Source organism: Limnobaculum parvum (assembly GCF_003096015.2).
Lineage (GTDB): Bacteria > Pseudomonadota > Gammaproteobacteria > Enterobacterales > Enterobacteriaceae > Limnobaculum > Limnobaculum parvum.
Map to the genome: position 1 here is coordinate 2,181,541 of NZ_CP029185.2, position 16,332 is coordinate 2,197,872.

Below are 16,332 nucleotides of genomic sequence, written 5' to 3' on the forward strand. Positions count from 1 at the left end.
ACTATCCCCGACGAATTAACATCAACCCACACCCTAAAGAACGCGACTTCCCGATGCCCTCTTTTAGCATTTGTTGAAACAATTCTGGTTCCGTCACCGTTAGTTCCCCTTCAAAATCAACGCTGCCAAAAACAATGGGTTTGTGGCTTTGCGGTTTAACAAAGCGCTGCTGTTGATAGTTCACCACACGACAATTTTCGATATCGAGTTGAAAACCTTTTCGCTCACCCTGCGTTTTTAACCATTGTAACGCAGCATTTTCCTGAATAGGCCTCCATTCTTTTCTATCAGCCCCCTGTTTTTTGGCGTGATATTTGGCATCCATCAATATATCACTGCGTTTCCCTCCCCGAGTTACCACTGGGTTCGCCCGCAATGAAAAAAATAGCCTTATACCAGCAGCTAATTGAGGGTTAAATGGTTTAGTTTCAATTTGAAAAAGATTGTGATGTATCTCTGGTGCCTGCTCAGATAACACATAAAAAAATACATTTGATGAACTTGCCTGATGACGAAATAAAAATTCACGTTTATCGATTTGCGGAAATAGCTGCCATAACCACTGGTGGCTGGCATAAGACTGGGCAGTCAGCCATTTCTGCCACATACCTTGATCCAACAAGGATAAATCTAGTTTAACCCGTGAAAAAAACATTACTCGTCCCCCTTAATATTTCCTGAGTGCTGGAGACGAGTGGTAAATTGCCAACGTTGGCGACTAAGTGGTTGATCGCTACGCTGACGGGTTTCAACCACCGTCATTCCTTCATGTTCCCCCTCCCAATAACAGAGGTCATTTTCCCCAGATAATAGGGTGAAAAGTGGACTGTCATTATTCAGCAAAGCATGTTCTAAAGCCTGGCAAAGAACATCAGACAAAGTGCCTTGTAATATTTGAGGTGATAAGGGCAAAGCTGGAGGACAAGATTTCCTGCCAAAATAAAGCGGAAAAACTGGATTGCGCAATGCATCAGCTACCTTGTCTAAGCCTACTGGGGCACCCACTGTTTCACGCACTGCAATAAAATAGAAGGCATCTGTATGGTACTCGCGAAAAGTCAGCATTGTATTTAGCTCATCAGGCGCCAGAGTCAATTCATCTCTTCGAGTAAAATAATGCCGCTTCCTATTTTCCTTTGGTACTTCAATGGTTTGATAATCTCTTAACCATTGTTCACGAGAAAGATATGGGCGAACAGCAAATTCATAATGTTGATTAAATACAGCCAAACGCTGTTCTTCATCACGTCGAATCCCTAATGCAGCCGCCAATATCCCCAATAAGGCCGAACGACTGGGCACAGATGATGTATGTCGAACTTCGCCAACTGCAGCCTCACCCCAAGAGACAAACGGTGAGTAGATTTGAAATAGTAGATATTGAGACATATCCCCTCCTTACTGGGCAATAAATTCCAGTAATTCTGGCAATGTGCCGTTACCTACTTCCATATTCATCTCATAATACTTATCTGCACATGCGCCATAAGCATCATCAAAACGTTGGCGTTGCTGTTGCAACTGCTGTATTGCTTTAACTATTTGATCTTCAACACGAATAGGATTAAAGAAAGCCGCAGCCAGCGATCGTGGTTGCTGTATCCCAATTTCAGCCAAGGCATAGTTTGCATAAGCCCGAGAGGCAAAACTATTTTGGTTTCCCGTTGGAGAAACTTTCATCGCAGTTTCAGTTAGTGCTTTAAGCGTACGCTTAACCAATGTTTCATCACCATTCAAGTTTTCCAACAGCAAATCGCGACTAATGCAGATATAACTGTAAAACAGCGCAGAAGCAAAACCTCGCTCTCCCATAAACGCGGAGCCCATATCATTTTCTCTGAGGTTCAAATCATCCACCGCAGTGAAAAAATCCTCTTCTATCGTAACTGCACTTACACCCAATGCATGTGCAACCTGACAGGCGGCTTCAACATTAAACTCAGGGCTAGAGGCCAGCATCCGACCAAACAAAGCAATATCGACACCTTGAGCTTGACCACGCAGTAGTTTTAACTCACCATCCGTTGGTTCCCTATTTTCGGCAATCAAAATGGCAACAAGCTGTTCAACTGCCTGATTCTCTTCCGGACTCAGGTGAACTAACTGTTCAATATCAATATTATCCAGCTTATCTTTAGGTGCTTTTTCTTTCTTTAAACTACCAAACTGTTCGGCAATCTTAGCGGATATCGTCATCGCCAACTTTTCATCAATAACTCCGGCTATCAGTTGTTGGTATACTTTTCGGCCCAACTGCCGGGTACGAACACCGATGTGACTACTTAAGGCATCCTCAAACATCTCAGAGGTTCGCCAGGCTCGCTTCAAACTTTGAGAGGAAATTCGTAGACGTTCAACACCACCCATAATGGCCGTTTTAGGACGCCCAGTATCATCACGATTCAAATTAGCTGGCGCATAGGCAGTGAGCATATGAAGTTGAATAAACGTTGTCATAAGTTTTGTCCCTAAAATAGAAGAAAAAAGTTAGATAATAATTATTTATGCGGTGTACTAAGCAGATACTCACTGGCCCAGCGTACGTTATTACGACGAAATGGATTCAGCTCCAGCTCTCGATTTTCTTGTCGGGCCAACCACTCTTGCATCCAAAGAAATATACCATCCGCCAGTGAAACCACATTTATTCCTAACTCACCACGTAACTTAACCACGCGAATAAGTCTGCTACAAAGTTCATCTGGCGTTCTTGCAGCGAGCAGGCGGTCAAAACGTAGGCGGGATACACATTCACGATCGTTAATTTTCGCCCCTAACTGCTGGGCAAAGCTGCCATCTTGATTATTCTTACTGGCATGAACTACTACTGCAGCAAACAACGCTAAAGAAAGAGAGTGCACATCCTTTGGCTGCATGAATTCATTCAACCGATGAGCCAGATGATGATATCCATCCGTAACCATAATTCCGTGTGGAAACTCTACTCGCCGCAATTGAGCCCGCCATGCTCGACCATTAATGCGTGGTGAACCATCATAACGCCCACGCTCTTGCAAACTGTCAAACCAATCATTCAGTACCTGGCACGCAGCTTTATCACGAAAAATTAATGCCTCCGAAGTATCATTTCTAGACATCGGTTTTCTCCTTACGCTCAGTAGATAACTCTCGTAACAAATTGAGTATTTTCTGCTTATTAAACTCTTTATCCAGTCTTTTTCGGGCAGTCAATATACGGTGTAAATCATTGACTTCTTCTGGGTTGGTAAACGCCTGACGGTCAAATGCGCTAAACAGATAGTGTTCAATATCACTTATCCAACGGCGTAAGGCTGAACGTGATTCTGAGGCTACCGGATCGGGATGTTTCATTAAGGCAAACCATAGGTGTCTAAAATCACGTTCTGTTTGTTGCCAAAAAGCGATATCTATCAGGCTAAAATCCCCTTTTGCTTCTTTTGGATTCTCAAACCATGCTTCTTTCAACGCTTGACGTAATAAAGGCAGACTACTGGTAGCCAGTTCAATGGATTGCCGTGATACCGATTCCATAAGACGCAATGTTGAGAAGGGGATAAACGAGATAGGTAAACGATGCTCGTACCAACAACGCGCTTTGGCATTATCCATATCATATCCAAAACACCACAACCCAGTTTTGATATCGACATCGTCGCGGTCGCCATGAACCCGTACGACTTCTGCCGTTCGAATATGGTTAAAACGATCTTCACTTTCTATCATCAAACCAAGCCAGTCTTTATAAGCTAATCCTCCGGATTGCCCTTTTACCGCCAACCAAGGAGAAGTCACATCCTTCAATGGTTTTCTGTAAGGTGAAAGTGGATGCAACCAAGCCTCATATTGCACACCATAATTTTTACTCCGTATTTGAGTCAATAAGCCCGGATGCAGTTCACCACATAGATCACATTCACCTGATTCCGTAGTGGAAAAGTCAACTTCAAGTCGGCGCGGCATACCCCAATAGGCTTGGAGAGGATGGGCATTATCGGGTGTAACTTTATTTGATGCACTTTCACTACTTAAAGTCGGTGCTAACCAAGGAAAGACTAATGGGTATTGACTAATATCCAGCGATGCGCCTTGAGGAATGATATTCAGCCATAACTTTTTCCATAGTGGCTGGCGCTGTTCCTGAGGCATAACTAATGTTGTTATGGGTCCACCGCCTCGCATGCTGGTGCGGAATCCTGCCCCTGCAGCCGGTGAATTGGTTTGTACCGTATACAACGCCATAGCGGTACAGTGAGGGCAAAAACGTACGTAGCAACTTCGCTTTACAAAATGGTCTTTGTTCAGTTTTAACGCATTACCACCTGGAGCGTCGATGAGTAATCCACCGATCGATGAATTCTCCACGTCAAGCGATGAGAAATCCTGCAAAAATGAAGGTTTCTGTTTACCAAACTGCATAGCTGGCTCAATAGCATCCAGCCCCTGTCGTAATTTTTCAGGATCAAGCCCCTCTTCCCATATCGTTTGCCATTCTTCTTCATCTTGTGGAGCACAGGCGGTTTGTAGCATACCAATAAGAAGCTGATAGGCTGCTCCTTGAAAATCTGCTCGCGGCCAATCGAGTTCAATAATGGCATCATCAGCCAATTGTAGCGGTGATATTTTCTTACGTTCCCCTGCATTATTTAGCACAGGCAACCAAGGTTCAGAGATTAATGAAAACATCAAATTTTCCTTTATTGCTTCATCCCGAAGTTGCAGCTTTATACTAAAAGCCGAACCAAAAAAGAGTAATAATCAACTGCCATTCGCCATCTTTACCGCGTTTAAATTCAATACGCAATTTCAAACTCCCTCTATTTATGTTAAGAACATCGTAGATCACAACAAATCCACGGGTATGCTGAACACAATATACTCACACTGTTTGAAGTGTCAAATAAAATAAGGAAGTATTCTATTAATCAGATAATTTAGATTTATAAAATTTAATTTTTGATTCTGATATACTTTAAAATGCAATCTACCTGTTCCTTACATATGTAGGGATAAACCTGAAGTATTCTATTAATATGTATGTTCCCCGCATCAGCGGGGATTATTCCACAATCCCCATACTTGACTATAGTAGTCAGATGTTTTCCCTTGATTAAGCAGCATCACTTGAGCGTCTGGTCGATGAATCTGCTGGCGAAATCGCTCTAGCTCATCACTCTGTAAATGAGAGACGTTTGTTGATATTTTCCTCCATAGAGAATCACGAATCTGCACGCGACTTTTCTCCCATGAAAAATCAACATCATCGGCATAAGGCTGTAAGATTTGATCGTTATCTAACCATGCTAAATAGAGCTCAATAGTGTCTTCACTTAAACGTGTGGATATTTCAATTTCCTTACTCCAGAGCAAATCGCTGGAGTTACGGTCATATCCCTTATCACGAACTAGTAATATTTGTTTTGCTGCCGCCTGATCGCCATACACTTTACCCAATATATTATCTTCCACTTTTTGTAATGCATCTGGCACAGATATCAGGGACTCATAGACACCATCTATCAGCGTGCGCGCCTGCTCAGGCATACGAATCGCGCCTACATCTCGCAATACTGCCTGAGTTCGCCACAGGCAGGCATGGTCGGTATACACAAACCCGGTTCCTTTCAGCGCAGGCCCCAGCCAATCCTTCCCGGCATCAGGCTGCCATTCTGGCGCAAGAATATGTAATAAAGGCAAAGGACGTTCATCCGGTAGCGTATGTTTACGCTCACCATCGTTCTGTCGAATATGACGTTGTAATCGACCAGCTCGTTGGATCAATAAATCTATCGGAGCTAAATCACTAATCATCAAGTCCAGATCGATATCCAAGCTTTGTTCAATAACTTGTGTTGCAATCAGTACTTTTCCACACCGTAATGAGGAACCGCTCTCTTTACCAAACCACGTCAATACTTTTTGCTCTATATTGATACGATCAATAAAAGCAAAACGACTGTGAAATAGCAGTGCGTTATCAGGGTTAATATCCTCTAACACTTGCTGGTAAGCCAAAATCGCTTCATCTACCGTATTTCGAATCCAGCATACGCATTGACCATTCGCTATAGCCTGTTTGATCAACACGATTGCTTCATCCTCAGCCTTTAGCCAGTTAACCGCCACTTGCCGTTTAACTTCATCTCGTGTTGCTACATGACTTTCATCAAGCTGTTGTGCATGTAAATGGGATAGCCACGGATAATCAGCCTGAGGATGCGGTGTAATAAGTGAATAACCTGCACCAGAATTGAAGGCATTCAATAGTTTTTCCCGTAGAGAAAAAGGTAAGGTGGCACTCAAAAGAATGGCACTACCACCCTGCGCTGCGTGAAAATACAAAACTCTTTCTAGTAAACACACCATATAGGCGTCATAAGCATGGATCTCATCCAGCAGTAATATTTTTTTATATAGTCCCAGCATCCGTAGTGACTGATGGTTCATTGGCATAACCGCCATTAAAATCTGGTCTATCGTTCCTACGCCAACTTCAGCCAACAAAGATTTTTTACGCGAATCGGCAAACCAATAATCACATGCAGCACTCCCACTAACCTCATCCTGCGCGTAATGTTGCCGATCATTCGACTTCCCCTGCTGCCAAATAGATTGATTAAAGACCGATGACATCTTCCTAGCACCGTGAGCCAATATTAACGATGGATAACTGTCAGGATGAAATAGCTGACGATATGCTGCCGCCAAACGTTGATACATGGCATTAGCCGTCGCCATTGTAGGCAGTCCGATATATAGACCATCCGCCTTTCCCTCTGTCATTAAGCGATGAGCTAAAATCAGTGCGGCTTCGGTTTTTCCCGCGCCGGTAACATCTTCCATAATGATCAATTGCGAGCCATTCGAAGAAATATCTAACTCTGCAGAGCTTTGTTGTAACGGTGTCAATTGCTGGATAAATGGAAAAAGCTGATGATGGTGATGAAACGGATTAATTAATGAAATGGTCGGTAATTGATTGATGGCATTCTCTGCCTGTCTCTTTGCTCTCTGCCAATAACTGTCTAACGGCATTGGCTGACTAACCAACGGAAAATGAAAAGTATTTGAACCTAGCCAATCAGCCAGCACCGTTAATCCTGCCAGCAACCAGCTCTGTTGCTTAAAGCGTATTACCCAAGATTTATCAGCAAAAAAACTCGGAAAGCTATCAATAGAGAATAGTTGACGTAATTCTAATAACCACGATTCCACTTCGCGAAAATCATCGGATACAAATGCTAACGCGCTATCATTCGCTTTTTCTGGCGGTCTTCCATGATGGCCACAACTTATCTTTAACCACACATCTAATGCAGGTATCCAGTCTTTTTTTGTATTTTCATCAGGTAGGAAATCCGCCTGACCTTCTCGCCAGTTTTGACATAACTGATTTTTCCATAGCCAATAACCCAATGAATCATGTCTATGGGAATAGTTTCTACCGCTAACAGGGGAAACTAAAGCTGGGTTGTTATGTGACCAGAGTTGTTGGAAGCCTCGAGCAAATTTTCCAATATCATGCCAGCTAAGAAAATAAGCGAACCACTTAGCACCTTCATCACGAGAAAAGCCGAGCGCACCAAGTATATCAGCAGCATGAAAACGATTATTAACAACTAACTCATAGCCACAAGCCGCCACATCCAAGCAGTGATAAGGCAAAAGATGATAAGCATCACCCCCATCATTATCTGATTTCCGTGTTTTACCCCAATAGCGAAAGTAGGTAGGATAGCTATCTGATTCCATTTAAATTCTCATTCATCCCTTAATTATTTAGGCCGTTCCCGTCAATAAGGCGAGAGTGATCCAAAAAATTATTTCATTTTAACTAATACGCCAGAGGGAGATTACGATAACTAAATGATTAATATGAATTAGTGATAACATTCACAAGAAGTGAAATATGTAAGACACCACTGACACCATCCAATAATAATTATATTTTTCATTAGATTAAGTAAAAAACTCATTATCAAATTGATATATAAACATTGTTCTCTCATGACTCTATAGCGTTAAAATTAACCCTCCAAATCCAATAAAATAGATAATTAAAAAGTTTTCACCTACAACTTAAATGCACCTATGTTTTATGTATAAATAAGCAGCATAATCCAAAATAAATTAACTATGGGTGGTACCATTTAGTGCACCGAATGCTTATATGAACGTATATATTAACGAGAATAGTAAATATAAGTATTTATGAGGATTCATCCCCCCACGATTGACGGGCATAAAAAAAGCGCCTTAGGCGCTTATTCAATAATGGTGGGTCGTGCAGGATGACTCGGCCTATGGCCTCGCCCTTCGGGCCGTTGCCTCTGGCAACGTTATCTCACTGCGTTCGACTCGAACCTTGGGTTCTTCATCCCCCACGATTGACGGGCATAAAAAAAGCGCCTTAGGCGCTTATTCAATAATGGTGGGTCGTGCAGGATGACTCGGCCTATGGCCTCGCCCTTCGGGCCGTTGCCTCTGGCAACGTTGTCTCACTGCGTTCGACTCGAACCTTTGGTTCTTCATCCCCCACGATTGACGGGCATAAAAAAAGCGCCTTAGGCGCTTATTCAATAATGGTGGGTCGTGCAGGATTCGAACCTGCGACCAATTGATTAAAAGTCAACTGCTCTACCGACTGAGCTAACGACCCATTATTGATGTCTGATAGTGATAACAACGAGATAAATAAAAATGAAATGGCTTAGATGGTGGGTCGTGCAGGATTATTCGGCCTATGGCCTCGCCCTTCGGGCCGTTGCCGCTGGCAACGTTATCTCACTGCGTTCGACTCGAACCTTTGGTTCTTCATCCCCACGATTTCTCATCGTGCTAAAGCTTAGTAATGGTGGGTCGTGCAGGATTCGAACCTGCGACCAATTGATTAAAAGTCAACTGCTCTACCGACTGAGCTAACGACCCTAAGCTTTACTATCTTTACTAATTTGCTATCTGTTACATACGGATGCTGTATCCAGTTATCCCCTGCAACGGCGGCTTATATTAATCACTTCTGGAATTTGTGCAACAAAAATTTTCCCTTTCGGCATCTAACTGCCTGTTCTTTACCCATCTGACCTCATAAAATAGCCAATCTGGTAAAAATACAGGCAGATTATAATAACCAAAAGCTTACAGGGCGCTTAAACGTTTCTCTGCTTGTTTCGCGCTGGCGCTGTTCGCGTACAGGGAGATAATGCGCTGATATACAGCTTTAGCCTTATCCTTATCCCCTTTTTCCTGCATGATAATGCCCACTTTCAACATTGATTCAGCAGCTTTAGGTGATTTAGGGTAATTTTTCACTACGGATGCAAAATAGTATGACGCATCATCTTTTTTGCCTTTATTGTAATTCAGTTGCCCCAACCAGTAATTAGCATTTGGCTGATAGCTGGAGTTTGGATACTGTTTTACAAAACTTTGGAAGGCAGTAATGGCATCATCATATTGTTTCTTCTCCAGAGCCAGGGTTACTGCATTATCGTAATCCTGCTTTTCATTTCCACTACTGGCTGCCTCAGTACCGCTTGAGGTACTTGCTGCTGCGCTTGTGGCTGCACTGGCCGATGAAGTACTCGACGTGCTCGCGGCAGATGAAGCCCCTTTACTGCCAAGTTCATCTATCTGCTGCAAAATAATTTTTTGCCGTTCGACAATTTGTTCTAACTGATACTGGTTGGTTTGGATCTGACCGCGCAGACTATCAATATCTCTCTGCGAATCGGAAAATTGCTGCTGCAATTGAGTCAGCAATTGCCCATGTGCGTTAGATATACGCTCCAGCTGAGTGAGGCGTTCATCATCTGACGCAGCAATAGCAGCCCCAGGGGCTGCTACGCCAACCAGTAACGACAGACCTAATAAACGATATCTGAAATTACGGTTCATGAATTTCTCTTAGTAAACAAGTACTGCGCGACGGTTTTTAGCATAAGCAGCTTCGTCATGACCTATCACAGCAGGTTTCTCTTTACCATAAGAGACGATAGCCATTTGCTCACCAGATACGCCTTTACCCTGAAGATACATCTTCACCGCATTAGCACGACGTTCGCCCAGTGCGATGTTGTATTCCGGAGTACCACGTTCATCAGCATGACCTTCGATAGTCACTTTGTAAGACGGGTTTGAACGCAAGAATGCTGCATGAGCATCCAACATTTGAGCGAAATCAGAACGTACATCGTAGCTGTCATAATCGAAGTAAACGATGTTGTTGCTTTGCAGCTGTTGCAGAGTCAGACGCGCTTGCTCATCCAGAGACGAACTGTTGCCACCCATACCGTAACCGCCGCCGTTAGCACCCATACCTGACTGGCTACCATCGGTGTCAGAACCACTGCTGCTACATGCAGCCAGAGCCATAACAGGTAACGCAAACATCAGCCCCTTCAGCACTTTATTCAGTTGCATTTTTCTCGATCCTTTAATAAATAAGATTGCTATACATTTTTAACATCATGCATCACAGATACGGCGACCAGGCAGGGAACTTAACCTGACCTTCAGTTGCCGGAAGACGCGCTTTAAAACGCCCATCGGTCGAAACTAAACGTAACACGCTACCCTGCCCCTCAGTGGCGCTATAGATAATCATGGTTCCGTTAGGTGCGATACTCGGCGTTTCATCCAGGAAGGTATCGGTCAATACTTGCACCGCTCCTGTGTCCAGATCCAGTTTAGCGATATGCTGTTGACCATTCGCAGAGCTCACCATAGTCATAAACTTGCCGTCTGGTGATACATCCGTGTCTTGATTTTGAGCACCTTCCCAGGAAACGCGAACCGGCGCACCGCCGTTAACATTCACTTTATAAATTTGTGGACGCCCACCCTGATCGGACGTGTACGCCAGAGTTTGGTTATCCGGATACCAAGATGGCTCGGTGTCGTTACTACGACTGCGAGTGACCTGAGTAATTTGACTTGAAGCTAAGTTCATCACATATAAGTTCAAACTGCCATCTTTTGATAATGCAAAAGCCAGTTTAGAACCATCCGGAGAAAATGCCGGAGCACCATTGTGACGAGGGAAAGCAGCAACGCGCTTGATAGCGCCGTTTGACAATGTCTGAACCACTAATTCAGAACGGCCACTTTCGAAAGTTACATAAGCAATTTTGCTACCGTCTGGAGACCAAGCTGGAGACATCAACGGCTCAGGAGAACGGTGAACAACTGACTGGTTAAAACCATCATAGTCCGATACGCGCAGTTCATGAGGGTATTGTCCACCAGATTTACGCACCACATAAGCGATACGGGTACGGAATGCACCTTTAATACCGGTTAACTTTTCAAAAGTTTCATCACTGGCGGTATGAGCTGCAAAGCGTAACCATTGTTTAGTTATCTTGTATTGGTTTTGTGATAACACCGTTGGGCTGGCGGTTGAGGTATCAACTAATTGATAAGATACCAAGTAACCACCATCAGCACTTGGCTGAATTTGACCAACCACTACCGCATCAACACCTAGGGCAGACCATGCTGCTGGCGTTACTTCAGATACTGAGCTTGGTGCTTGCGGGTTACGTTCAGCCGCCAATGGATTAAATTTACCGCTATTTCTTAAATCAGAAGCGATAATATCGGAAATGTTTTCTGGCGCGGCGCCAGTACCCGTCCACTTAAATGGTACAACACCAATAGGTCGGGCTGAATCCACACCTTGAGTAATAACAATTCTGACTTCAGCGTGTAGCACGGATGCCCACAAAATCAGCAACCCCATAGCTAGTCGAAATGCATGCTTCATGTTCTCTCCCTTATCCCGGCCTGATGACCTTGATAAATTGCTCGTTTGTAACAAAGTGATAACGTTTAAACCATCCAAATATTGGCTATAACCAATCATAAATCAAGTCTAAACGTAATTTCTCTTTATCTATCTTTTAGTTACTGTGGTTTAAAATCGATTGGTGCATTTTTGAACTTTTCATACACAGCAGTTGATGGGGGTTTCGGTATCTTCGCCTGCCTTGCCGCAACTAACGCGACCTGACAAAGGGCCGGATCCCCACCTTCTGCCTGAACACTAAATAGCGTTCCATCTGGTGCTAACTTGATACGCAGCGTACAAGTTTTGCCTTTGTACAGTTGCGCATCATAGAAATTTCGCATAATTGCAGATTGGATCTGCGACATATAGGCATTGACTTCAGGCCCGGTGGCTCCTGCTTTTGCACCACCACCAGAAGCACCATTGGCTGATGGTGCATTCTTATCAGAGGCCAACCCACCTAGAATATCATCAACTTCGGCGGCTGCTTTTTTGGCATCCGCCGCAGCTTTTTTAGCATCTGCAGCGGCTTTGGCACCTGCTGCGGCTTTAGCATCAGCAGCAGCTTTAGCGTCCGTGGCTGCTTTGGCATCGGCGGCAGCTTTAGCATCCGCTGCTTTTTTCGCATCATCTGCCGCTTTTTGCTTAGCTTCAGTAGCAGCCTTTTGTTTAGCATCTTCTGCCGCTTTCTGTTTGGCTAACGTCTCTGCTTGCTTTTTAGCCTCATCAGCCGCTTTTTTAGCATCGGCTTCCGCCTTCTTTCTTGCCTCAGCTGCGGCTGCCGTAGCTTGTTGTTGCGCTTCCGCTTCAGCCTTAGCTTGAGCAGCCTGAACCTCAGCTTGCTTTTGCACTTCTTGAGCTTTCTTCGCCGCCAGCTCTGCCTGTTGCTGTTGTTCCGCCTGTTTTTTAGTTGCCTGCTGAGAGGCAAGACGATCTTTTTCCAACTGCTTCAAACGTTGTTGTTCTGCCGCCTGTTGTTGACGTTGCTCTTCCGCCTGACGGTCAACTTCCTGCTGTCTGAGTTTCTCTGCCCGCTTGGCATCTGATTTTTGCTGCTGCTGGCGCTCATACTGTTGTGCCATAGCATTAGGATCGACCATCACTGCATCAATTACTGAACCACCGCCGCCCCCACCGGTCAGGACATCTTTTTGCATAAACGCGCCGATCGCCAATAAGCCAATCACCAGAATATGCAAAATTATCGAAACCATTACGGAACGGTTTAGTTTATCTTCGTGTTCTGTCGCCTTTACCACGCGTTGCTTCCAAAAAACAAATGAACTAACAAGACCGCTGGCTTAACTAAGCCAGACTCAACCATTATATCGGTTGAGTCATCAACCCAACAGAGGTTACCCCTGCACGATGAAGCATATTTAACGCTTTAATGACTTCATCATAAGGAACTTCTTTAGCGCCACCGATTAAAAATACTGTTTTTGGATCTTCCTTTAACCGTGCCTGAGCTTCTGCAATCACCTGCTGCTCAGGGATATGCTCAATGCGATCTTTATCAACAACTAACGCATATTGCCCCACTCCTGATACTTCGACAATAACTGGAGGTTTATTATCCGTAGAGACGGCTTTCGAGTCGGAAGCATCCGGTAAATCAACCTCTACGCTTTGGGTGATAATGGGTGCTGTTGCCATAAAAATCAACAACAACACTAACAGCACGTCCAACAGCGGAACGATGTTTATTTCAGCCGTTTTACCGGTGCTACTGCGCCGAGATGTACGTTTATACGCCACGCTAGCCCCCTTGCTTATTTAGTCTCTGTGGAGAACGCCTGACGATGGAGAATTGTGGTGAACTCTTCCATAAAGTTGTCATAATTCTGCTCGAGCTTAAATACTCGTAAGCTAAGGCGGTTGTGTGCCATTACGGCAGGAATCGCAGCAAACAGACCAATTGCAGTCGCTATCAACGCTTCAGCAATACCCGGAGCAACCATCTGCAATGTTGCCTGTTTTACTGCCCCCAGCGCGATAAAGGAGTGCATAATACCCCATACGGTACCAAACAGACCGATATACGGGCTGATAGACCCTACCACACCAAGAAATGGAATATGGTTTTCTAAGTTTTCAAGCTCACGATTCAGGGAAAGGCGCATCGCTCTGGTTGCCCCTTCAATGGCTGCTTCCGGCGCATGATTGTTAGCGCGGTGCAGGCGAGCGAACTCTTTAAAACCTGAATAGAAAATTTGTTCTGAACCACCCAAGTCATCGCGACGGGAGTTACTTTCCTGATACAAACGAGATAAGTCGATACCAGACCAGAATTTATCTTCAAAAGCTTCCGCTTCACGTCTCGCCGTACTTAAAATACGGGTACGTTGGATAATAATAGCCCAAGATGCAATTGAAAACCCAACCAGGATCAGCATTACAAATTTTACGAGTAAACTAGCCTCAAGGAACAGGCTCATGATATTCATGTCAGTCACTTCTTTAACTCCGCGACAATAGACCGAGGAAGCTTCATTGGCTTCATCAGGTGTGAATCAACACATGCTACTAACACATCTGCCTGGCTTAAAAGTTTACCATGTTGGTCAAAGATGCGTTGTGCAAACGTAAGGGATGCGCCGCCAATAGCCACAACGTCAGTTTCAATCTCCAGCATGTCATCGAGACGAGCAGGAAAAATATACTCAACGGCCATACGACGAACAGCGAAAGCGACATGCTCACTCAGCAATTGTTGCTGATTATAATTGTATTGGCGCAGCATCTCAGTGCGCGCTCTTTCATAAAAGGCCACATAACGGGCATGATAAACTACACCGCCTGCATCAGTGTCTTCAAAATAGACCCGAACGGGCCATTTGAACAGCAAGTTACTCACAAATATATCCAGTCTGACTCTATAACTAACCGGCTGATACTATACGCAAGAGCAAACCTCTTGTGAATGGGAAGCTGCAGATGAGAGCAAAAATAATTCTCAGTTAGAAAAACTGACTATTACTTTTGCTATTTGAAATGCGCTTATGACAAAAAGTAAGCCAGGCCAGCGATCAAGACCGCAATTGCCGGAAGCGGCGTAAAAAAAGCTTTCCAGCGAATTCTCCGAGGACGAAACCCTACCCCGTGAATAATCCCCGTGCATATTGCCCACATAACCAGAAAACTTTGCCATATCTCAACAGTACTGGTCTTGGCTGCAAACCGGGCGGGATCCCAAAAAACACAGAACGCCAGTGAAAACGCTAAGATTAAAGAAAGGGCCCGAAACGGGCCCTTATCCATAATAGCGTACAGTTTATTAAACAAAGTACCCATTATTATTCGTCGTTTTTCCCGTTGTTGGTTTCATACCATACTGCACCGATGATACCACATGCACAGGCAAGCAACGTACCGAGACTCCAGGCAAAATACCACATTGTTTTGCTCCTTATGTTGATATCAATACAGTGAAGTGTGGTTGTCTTCGATGTGCTTTCTATCGAGACGGCCAAACATTTTCACGTAGCTCCAAATCGTATAAATCAATATCAGTGGAACGAAAATCAGCGCAACAAAGGTCATTACTGTCAGAGTCAGGTGACTTGAAGTTGCATCCCACATGGTCAAACTAATGCTTGGGTTAATATTTGACGGCATGATGAATGGGAACATCGTGATCCCCGCCGTAAAGATGACACAAGCAATGGTCAGTGATGAGAATAGGAATGCCATACCACCGCTATTGCAGCGAGAACTGATGATAGTCAGTAACGGTAACACCACACCTAATGCGGGCACAGTCCACAAAATCGGATAGTTGTTATAGTTAATCAGCCATGCACCGGCCTGAATAGCAACTTGCTTGTTCAGCGGGTTAGACGGAGCCGTGTGATTTAATGCCGAGGTCACAACATAACCATCAATACCATAAACTACCCAAGCCCCTGCTGCTGCAAAAGCAATCAGTACCACTAAAGCACCGATTTGCGTTGCCGTTCGAGCACGCAGACGCAGCTCGGCAGTGGTCTTCATCTGTAACCATGCCGCACCCTGAGTCACTAACATCATCAGGCTAACCACGCCAGCAACCAGGGCAAACGGGTTAAGCAGTTGGAAGAAGTTACCGGTGTAAGTTAAGTGGGACATGCTGTCGATGTTGAATGGCACACCTTGCAACAGGTTACCAAAGGCCACACCAAACACCAGCGCCGGGACGAAGCTACCAAAGAAGATGCCACCATCCCACAGGTTACGCCAGCGCTGATCTTCAACTTTACCGCGATAATCGAAACCAATCGGACGAAAGAATAACGCCGCCAGAACCAGAATCATCGCAATATAGAAACCGGAGAACGCAGCGGCATAAGCCTGTGGCCATGCAGCAAATAATGCACCACCGGCAGTGATCAACCATACTTGGTTACCATCCCAGTGAGGGGCAATACTGTTAATCATAATACGACGTTCAGTATTGGTCTTACCGATGATAGGCACAAGAATACCGACGCCCATATCAAAACCATCGGTAATGGCGAAACCTACCAATAACACGCCAACCAACAGCCACCAGATAAATCGTAATGTCTCGTAATCTAACATGT

Annotated in this window: 16 protein-coding genes, 2 tRNA genes and 3 other RNA genes; all 21 read right to left on the bottom strand. The window is 44.5% G+C overall.

Features of this window, described 5'->3' with window-relative positions; all coding sequences use genetic code 11:
• Position 1 precedes the first annotated feature (1 nt).
• Positions 2 to 655 carry a type I-E CRISPR-associated protein Cas6/Cse3/CasE gene (gene cas6e, locus HYN51_RS09040; RefSeq protein WP_108899737.1) on the bottom strand — a complete coding sequence of 218 codons (654 nt, stop codon included), beginning with the start codon at positions 653 to 655 and terminating at the stop codon, positions 2 to 4.
• A complete protein-coding gene (cas5e, locus tag HYN51_RS09045; RefSeq protein ID WP_108899738.1) occupies positions 655 to 1,389 on the bottom strand; it encodes a type I-E CRISPR-associated protein Cas5/CasD in 735 nt (244 codons plus the stop codon). The genes cas6e and cas5e overlap by 1 nt, the downstream gene beginning before the upstream one ends.
• 9 nt (positions 1,390 to 1,398) lie before the next feature.
• A complete protein-coding gene (gene cas7e / locus HYN51_RS09050) occupies positions 1,399 to 2,457 on the bottom strand; it encodes a type I-E CRISPR-associated protein Cas7/Cse4/CasC (RefSeq protein WP_108899739.1) in 1,059 nt (352 codons plus the stop codon).
• Positions 2,458 to 2,498: 41 nt separating this feature from the next.
• The gene (gene casB, locus HYN51_RS09055; protein ID WP_108899740.1) at positions 2,499 to 3,098 is read right to left on the bottom strand and encodes a type I-E CRISPR-associated protein Cse2/CasB; all 600 of its coding nucleotides are present in this window, start codon (positions 3,096 to 3,098) and stop codon (positions 2,499 to 2,501) included.
• Positions 3,091 to 4,665 carry a type I-E CRISPR-associated protein Cse1/CasA gene (casA, locus tag HYN51_RS09060; protein WP_108899741.1) on the bottom strand — a complete coding sequence of 525 codons (1,575 nt, stop codon included), beginning with the start codon at positions 4,663 to 4,665 and terminating at the stop codon, positions 3,091 to 3,093. Before casA ends, casB begins: the two co-directional genes overlap by 8 nt.
• Positions 4,666 to 5,028: 363 nt before the next feature.
• Entirely contained in the window at positions 5,029 to 7,731 is a 2,703-nt protein-coding gene (locus tag HYN51_RS09065; RefSeq protein WP_108899742.1) for a CRISPR-associated helicase/endonuclease Cas3, read from the bottom strand.
• Positions 7,732 to 8,254: 523 nt separating this feature from the next.
• Positions 8,255 to 8,378, bottom strand: a non-coding RNA gene (locus tag HYN51_RS09070) — RtT sRNA.
• Between the two features lie 30 nt (positions 8,379 to 8,408).
• A non-coding RNA gene (locus HYN51_RS09075) (RtT sRNA) lies at positions 8,409 to 8,532 on the bottom strand.
• Between the two features lie 30 nt (positions 8,533 to 8,562).
• A tRNA-Lys gene (locus HYN51_RS09080) sits at positions 8,563 to 8,638 on the bottom strand.
• Between the two features lie 56 nt (positions 8,639 to 8,694).
• A non-coding RNA gene (locus HYN51_RS09085) (RtT sRNA) lies at positions 8,695 to 8,817 on the bottom strand.
• Between the two features lie 14 nt (positions 8,818 to 8,831).
• Positions 8,832 to 8,907: transfer RNA gene (locus HYN51_RS09090), tRNA-Lys, on the bottom strand.
• A 210-nt stretch (positions 8,908 to 9,117) separates the two neighbouring features.
• Positions 9,118 to 9,876 carry a cell division protein CpoB gene (gene cpoB, locus HYN51_RS09095; protein WP_108899743.1) on the bottom strand — a complete coding sequence of 253 codons (759 nt, stop codon included), beginning with the start codon at positions 9,874 to 9,876 and terminating at the stop codon, positions 9,118 to 9,120.
• A 9-nt stretch (positions 9,877 to 9,885) separates the two neighbouring features.
• Positions 9,886 to 10,401: a peptidoglycan-associated lipoprotein Pal gene (pal, locus tag HYN51_RS09100; RefSeq protein ID WP_108899744.1), complete on the bottom strand. Its 516-nt coding sequence runs from the start codon at positions 10,399 to 10,401 to the stop codon at positions 9,886 to 9,888.
• Positions 10,402 to 10,453: 52 nt separating this feature from the next.
• Complete coding sequence (gene tolB / locus HYN51_RS09105; RefSeq protein ID WP_108899745.1) at positions 10,454 to 11,746, bottom strand: Tol-Pal system beta propeller repeat protein TolB; 1,293 nt, start codon at positions 11,744 to 11,746, stop codon at positions 10,454 to 10,456.
• Between the two features lie 140 nt (positions 11,747 to 11,886).
• Positions 11,887 to 13,029: a cell envelope integrity protein TolA gene (gene tolA / locus HYN51_RS09110; protein WP_108899746.1), complete on the bottom strand. Its 1,143-nt coding sequence runs from the start codon at positions 13,027 to 13,029 to the stop codon at positions 11,887 to 11,889.
• A gap of 64 nt (positions 13,030 to 13,093) precedes the next feature.
• The gene (tolR, locus tag HYN51_RS09115) at positions 13,094 to 13,528 is read right to left on the bottom strand and encodes a colicin uptake protein TolR (RefSeq protein WP_108899747.1); all 435 of its coding nucleotides are present in this window, start codon (positions 13,526 to 13,528) and stop codon (positions 13,094 to 13,096) included.
• A gap of 14 nt (positions 13,529 to 13,542) precedes the next feature.
• On the bottom strand, positions 13,543 to 14,226 hold the full coding sequence (gene tolQ, locus HYN51_RS09120; protein WP_108899748.1) for a Tol-Pal system protein TolQ: 684 nt from the start codon (positions 14,224 to 14,226) through the stop codon (positions 13,543 to 13,545).
• Positions 14,223 to 14,627 carry a tol-pal system-associated acyl-CoA thioesterase gene (gene ybgC, locus HYN51_RS09125; protein ID WP_108899749.1) on the bottom strand — a complete coding sequence of 135 codons (405 nt, stop codon included), beginning with the start codon at positions 14,625 to 14,627 and terminating at the stop codon, positions 14,223 to 14,225. Before ybgC ends, tolQ begins: the two co-directional genes overlap by 4 nt.
• A 143-nt stretch (positions 14,628 to 14,770) precedes the next feature.
• Positions 14,771 to 15,064: a cyd operon protein YbgE gene (gene ybgE, locus HYN51_RS09130; RefSeq protein WP_108899750.1), complete on the bottom strand. Its 294-nt coding sequence runs from the start codon at positions 15,062 to 15,064 to the stop codon at positions 14,771 to 14,773.
• 2 nt (positions 15,065 to 15,066) lie between these two features.
• Entirely contained in the window at positions 15,067 to 15,168 is a 102-nt protein-coding gene (cydX, locus tag HYN51_RS09135) for a cytochrome bd-I oxidase subunit CydX (protein WP_108899751.1), read from the bottom strand.
• A gap of 22 nt (positions 15,169 to 15,190) precedes the next feature.
• Positions 15,191 to 16,330, bottom strand: coding sequence for a cytochrome d ubiquinol oxidase subunit II (gene cydB / locus HYN51_RS09140; protein ID WP_108899752.1), 1,140 nt, complete (start codon positions 16,328 to 16,330; stop codon positions 15,191 to 15,193).
• Positions 16,331 to 16,332 lie beyond the last annotated feature (2 nt).

Excerpts from the sequence above, each read along its gene's own strand:
- casA (WP_108899741.1), bottom strand. The coding sequence starts at position 4,665 with ATGTTTTCATTAATCTCTGAACCTTGGTTGCCTGTGCTAAATAATGCA.
- cydB (WP_108899752.1), bottom strand. The coding sequence starts at position 16,330 with ATGTTAGATTACGAGACATTACGATTTATCTGGTGGCTGTTGGTTGGC.
- pal (WP_108899744.1), bottom strand. The coding sequence starts at position 10,401 with ATGCAACTGAATAAAGTGCTGAAGGGGCTGATGTTTGCGTTACCTGTT.
- HYN51_RS09065 (WP_108899742.1), bottom strand. The coding sequence starts at position 7,731 with ATGGAATCAGATAGCTATCCTACCTACTTTCGCTATTGGGGTAAAACA.
- cas5e (WP_108899738.1), bottom strand. The coding sequence starts at position 1,389 with ATGTCTCAATATCTACTATTTCAAATCTACTCACCGTTTGTCTCTTGG.
- cydX (WP_108899751.1), bottom strand. The coding sequence starts at position 15,168 with ATGTGGTATTTTGCCTGGAGTCTCGGTACGTTGCTTGCCTGTGCATGT.
- cas6e (WP_108899737.1), bottom strand. The coding sequence starts at position 655 with ATGTTTTTTTCACGGGTTAAACTAGATTTATCCTTGTTGGATCAAGGT.
- cas7e (WP_108899739.1), bottom strand. The coding sequence starts at position 2,457 with ATGACAACGTTTATTCAACTTCATATGCTCACTGCCTATGCGCCAGCT.
- tolB (WP_108899745.1), bottom strand. The coding sequence starts at position 11,746 with ATGAAGCATGCATTTCGACTAGCTATGGGGTTGCTGATTTTGTGGGCA.
- casB (WP_108899740.1), bottom strand. The coding sequence starts at position 3,098 with ATGTCTAGAAATGATACTTCGGAGGCATTAATTTTTCGTGATAAAGCT.
- ybgE (WP_108899750.1), bottom strand. The coding sequence starts at position 15,064 with ATGGGTACTTTGTTTAATAAACTGTACGCTATTATGGATAAGGGCCCG.
- cpoB (WP_108899743.1), bottom strand. The coding sequence starts at position 9,876 with ATGAACCGTAATTTCAGATATCGTTTATTAGGTCTGTCGTTACTGGTT.